Here is a 4,917-nt window from a genome sequence, read left to right as displayed (position 1 = left end):
TGTACATACCAAGCTGCTGCGCATACTGATTCATCATCTGTGCAAAGGTTTCTTCACTACCCGCAATATGCTCAGCTAGTGCAACTGCAGCATCATTACCTGACTGTACAATCATGCCTCGCATCAAAGACTCAAGGCTGACTTTGGTGTTTACTTCCATAAAGCTGCGTGAACCTTGCATACGCCAAGCTTTTTCACTGATCAACACTTCATCTTCGAGTTTAATGTTGCCAGCATGCAGTTCATGCGACACCACATAAGATGTCATTAGTTTAGTGATACTCGCAGGGGGTAATTTTTGGTCCGCGTTTTCTTCAGCCAGAATTCGACCACTGTCATAATCCATTAAAATGTATGATTTTGCCGCGACGCTCGGCGCGGAAGGTTGAGGTGTGATAGCACCAGCAAAAACCTGGGTAAATGCGAATAAAAAGGACAGAAATAAAACAACTTTCGTGTGTTTCAGCATATTGAACTCTCTGAATCTAAATGTTTAATCAATAACAATGTGCGAATTGGGATAACCAAGATTAGCTAATTTCGTCGCCAGGCTATCGCCTTGTTCAACGCTGCTTATTGGCCCTATACGCACACGATATAGGGTTCCCTGCGAACTTTTAAATGGCGTGATAATAATGACGCCAGTGACTTCATGCTGTAATTTTCGTTTTATTTGCTCAGCGCGACTCAAGCTGCTGAAAGCCCCCACTTGCAGGAACATTTCTGCTGAGCTCAGTGGCTTTACCGAAGCGGTCACCTTAGGTGCGGCTTCCTTGATTGTAGGCGCCACAGTGGCTTTACCTGGTGTGGTTAGCGCTCGTACTTCCACTAAACCAGTTCCTTTAGCAATAATCCCGAGCTTAGTTGCTGCGCTATATGATAGATCAATCACACGGTTTTCGTGAAACGGACCGCGATCATTCACCTTCACAATGGCTTTTTTACCGTTTTCAAGGTTAGTCACTTCCACATAAGTCGGTAAAGGTAATGTCTTGTGCGCAGCGGTCATTTTGTACATATCGTAAATTTCACCGCTCGACGTTCTGCGACCGTGAAACTTCGTGCCGTACCAAGATGCAATCCCTTTTTCACGATACCCTTCAGCACTACTTAAGGTGTAATAGTTTTTGCCTAAAACTTTATATTGACGGGGATTACCATATTTACTTAATGGTTCATTTTTAGGTACTGCATCAGGAATATTACTTAAATCCGGAACGCGTGTGGGCGCACTATCCTGCTCGACAACGCCAACTTTACCTCCACATGAAGTCAAAAAACCGATTAGCAATAACAACGCTAATCGGTGTGAACTCAAACTCATTTGGTCTTATCCATTTTTTCTCGAATAGCTTGTGCAAGCTGATATACAGCCATGGCATACATACGACTATGATTATAGCGAGTGATCGCATAAAAATTCTGTCTGCCTAACCAGTATTCCTCACCGTCAGCTTGTGTCAAACCAACCACAGATAACACATCATCACCCGCTGGCACTTGGGAGAGTGAAAAGCCGGCTTCTTTTAGCTGCTGTCGAGTGAATGCGGGTTTGAGATCATTGGCTAACATGGCTTCAGGAAGTGGTTTACTCGCCTGTGTGCGATGCACGATAGATTGACCAGGTACCCAACCATGTAACTTCAGGTAATTGGCGATACTACCAATAGCATCGGTCGGATTCGTCCAGATATCACGATGGCCATCACCATCAAAATCCACCGCATACGCCAGATAGCTACTTGGCATAAACTGTCCCAATCCCATCGCTCCTGCATAAGAACCTACAGGATCCAGTCGAGAGATTTTTTCCTGTTCTGTTAGCACTAAAAACTTTTCCAGTTCACTGGTAAAAAAAGGACTGCGTGGTGGATAACGGAAAGCCAGTGTGGATAAAGCATCAATGACACGATAGCCCCCCATATGCTGACCATAACGTGTTTCCACACCCAATATTGAAATAATGATCTCTGCTGGCACGCCATATTGTTTTTCAGCGGCTTCCAGCGCTTCTTTATGATGTTGCCAGAATTCGTAGCCACCATTGATACGTGAATCGGTCAGAAATATATTTCGGTATTCATACCAAGGCTTACTTTTTTCAGCCGGCCTTGAGATAGCCTTAAGAATGGCATCCTTGACGTCGACCTGGTCAAATACATTGTCTAACTCAGCACGATCGAAACCGTGTTTAGTTACCATCTTATCGATAAAGGCATCGACACCTGGTAATTGGTCATTGGCTTGCACATGGATACTGGCAAGCAGCAGCAAAGAACTGAATAGCGTTTTTTTCACGGTGACATCATCCTTCGGTGAGTATGAATAGACATCAGGATACCGAAGCCTGCCAGCAGGGTCACCATTGACGTGCCCCCATAACTGATCAGGGGCAGCGGCACCCCTACAACGGGTAACAATCCTGTTACCATCCCAACATTAACGAACACATAGACAAGGAAAGTAATAGAAATACTTCCTGCCAGCAGTCTGGCGAAACTACTTTGAGCCTGACTGGCAATATATAGTCCTCTGCTAGCGACCAGTAAATAAACAAATAATAAAATTGCGACACCGACCAAACCGAACTCTTCTGAGATCACAGCAAAAATAAAATCTGTAGAACGTTCAGGTAAGAACTCTAAATGCGACTGTGTGCCCTGTAGCCATCCTTGACCGAATAAGCCTCCAGAGCCAATAGCAATTTTTGACTGAATAATATGATAGCCGGCGCCTAAAGGATCATTTTCCGGATTGAGAAAAGTCAGCACGCGGCGGCGTTGATAATCGTGCATGAAATACCACAGCACAGGGGCAGCAGAGGCACAGGAGACTAAAAAGCCAATAATAATTTTCCAACTGATGCCGGCTAAAAATAAGACAATCAGCCCTGAACTGGCAATCAAAATAGCCGTGCCTAAATCAGGCTGTTTCGCAATAAGAAACGCTGGCAGACCAATTAACACTAACCCAACGAGAATACGCCATGCGGATGGAGGCAATGGGCGTTCAGCAATATAGGCTGCTACCAGAATAGGTACAGCCAACTTAATAATTTCTGAAGGCTGGAACCGGAAAAAGCCTAAATTCAACCAGCGCTGAGCGCCTTTTCCCTCATGCCCAAACAACAACACAGCAATAAGTAAAACCAAGCCGAAGCCATAAAGCAGATAAGCATTATCGCGAAGTCGGTCAGGATCAATCTGAGCTATCGCTAGCATAACCGTTACTGCCATACCGATTCTCACCAGCTGACGAATAATAATGCCAGTATCCTGCCCACCCGCGCTGAACAGCATCATTAATCCTGCACCCAACAAAATAAGCAGGCCGAGTAACAAAAGAGGATCGATATGAAATCGCCGCAACATGGTGGAGAATTGCCACTGATGCGGTTTTCTTCTATCGCTTAGCAGGCTACTACTCATCGACTTCAAATCCAAAATACTGTTGAATTAACTTTCTGGCGATAGGTGCGGCTACTTTACTACCACTCCCCCCATTTTCGACCACAACAGCTACAGCAAACTCGGGTTTATCGGCTGGAGCAAAGGCAATAAATAAAGCATGGTCATGGAGCTTTCGTTCCAGAGTTTCAGCATCGTACTCTTCATCCTGTGCTATGCCGAATACCTGGGCTGTGCCTGATTTACCCGCCACTTTAAAAGGCATGTCTTTCCCCACTGATCTGGCTGTACCCCGCTCTCCGTGGATCACTTCAACCATGGCTTGAACGACGGCTTCCCAGTTTTGACTATTTTGCATTGGCAGATTGTTCATAATCTCACTGTTTCTGAGATTCATATCAGCTTGCCCAGCCGGGCGAGTTGCCCTCACCACTTGTGGCTGCATTGAGATGCCTCGCATAGCCAGTGTCGCTGTAGCATGAGCCAGCTGAACGGGTGTCGTTTGGTTAAAGCCCTGGCCTATTCCTGAAATCAATGTTTCACCTGGAAACCACGCTTGATTCCGACTGGCACGTTTCCATTCACTTGAGGGTGACAAACCTTCACTTTCATTGGGTAAATCGATACCGCTGCGATGGCCAAAGCCAAAATAATCAAGAAAATGATGCAAACGATCGATGCCCAGCGCATGAGCTAAATCGTAGAAATATACGTCGCAAGACTGAGCTACTGCATCTTTCATATCAACCATACCATGGCCATAACTTTTCCAGCAGCGATAACGATGACTACTGCCTGGTAAGCTATACCATCCAGGACAATAGGTTTTAGAGCGTTCATTGACAACGCCCAGTTCCAATCCTGCCAAGGCCACAAAAGGTTTAAGTGTCGAACCAGGTGGATAGTGACCACGAAGCGCTCTATCAAACAACGGTCTCTCAGGCGAATCCCTCAACGCCCCGTATTCTTTACTACTGATACCTGAAACGAATGAATTCGGATTGTAGTCAGGCTTGCTCACTAGCGCTAAAACCCCACCATTGCGAGGGTCAATCGCCACCACTGAGCCATTGTAGTCCCCCAATGATGCCGCTGCGACACGTTGCAGATTAATATCCAGGTTTAAATATAAATCATCGCCTGACTGTGAGGGCTCAGACAGAAGTTCACGTACAATACGGCCTTGAACATTTGTTTCTACCTGACGGTAGCCCACACTGCCATGTAGTTTATCTTCGTATTCCTTTTCAATGCCTGTTTTACCAATCTGAGAAGTCCCTTTGTAGTCTTTCTGATCGATGATTTGCATATCACGCTCGTTGATACGGCCAACGTAACCAACAGCATGTGCAAACAAGTTATTCTGTGGGTAATGTCGTATCAGACGGCCTTCGATATCCACACCAGGAAAACGATAACGGTTAGCAGAGAAGCGAGCGACCTCTTCTTCTGTGAGTCGTTGCCGGATCACAACATGGTGAAAGCGGCGCTGACGCTGCATACGTTCCTT

5 protein-coding genes are annotated in these 4,917 nt (G+C 45.7%); all 5 read right to left on the bottom strand.

Annotated elements, in window-relative coordinates:
• The coding region (locus B4K20_RS14190; protein ID WP_289283397.1) for a D-alanyl-D-alanine carboxypeptidase family protein at window positions 1–469 on the bottom strand (469 nt) is incomplete at its 3' end.
• Window positions 470–493: 24 nt separating this feature from the next.
• Window positions 494–1,324 (bottom strand): septal ring lytic transglycosylase RlpA family protein, encoded by an 831-nt coding sequence (locus B4K20_RS14185; protein WP_289283396.1) that lies wholly within the window; start codon window positions 1,322–1,324, stop codon window positions 494–496.
• Window positions 1,321–2,298 carry a lytic murein transglycosylase B gene (gene mltB / locus B4K20_RS14180; RefSeq protein WP_289283395.1) on the bottom strand — a complete coding sequence of 326 codons (978 nt, stop codon included), beginning with the start codon at window positions 2,296–2,298 and terminating at the stop codon, window positions 1,321–1,323. The genes B4K20_RS14185 and mltB overlap by 4 nt, the downstream gene beginning before the upstream one ends.
• Window positions 2,295–3,428 (bottom strand): rod shape-determining protein RodA, encoded by a 1,134-nt coding sequence (gene rodA, locus B4K20_RS14175; RefSeq protein ID WP_289283394.1) that lies wholly within the window; start codon window positions 3,426–3,428, stop codon window positions 2,295–2,297. Before rodA ends, mltB begins: the two co-directional genes overlap by 4 nt.
• The coding region (gene mrdA, locus B4K20_RS14170; protein ID WP_289283393.1) for a penicillin-binding protein 2 at window positions 3,421–4,917 on the bottom strand (1,497 nt) is incomplete at its 5' end. The genes rodA and mrdA, both read right to left, overlap by 8 nt.

It is taken from the genome of Methylophaga sp. UBA5088 (assembly GCF_002414625.1).
Classification (GTDB): domain Bacteria; phylum Pseudomonadota; class Gammaproteobacteria; order Nitrosococcales; family Methylophagaceae; genus Methylophaga; species Methylophaga marina.
Note: the sequence above shows the minus strand (reverse complement) of the source record. Positions and strands in the feature narration are given on the sequence as shown.

Coding starts and splice junctions, on each gene's coding strand:
- B4K20_RS14185 (WP_289283396.1), bottom strand. CDS start 1,324: ATGAGTTTGAGTTCACACCGATTAGCGTTGTTATTGCTAATCGGTTTT.
- rodA (WP_289283394.1), bottom strand. CDS start 3,428: ATGAGTAGTAGCCTGCTAAGCGATAGAAGAAAACCGCATCAGTGGCAA.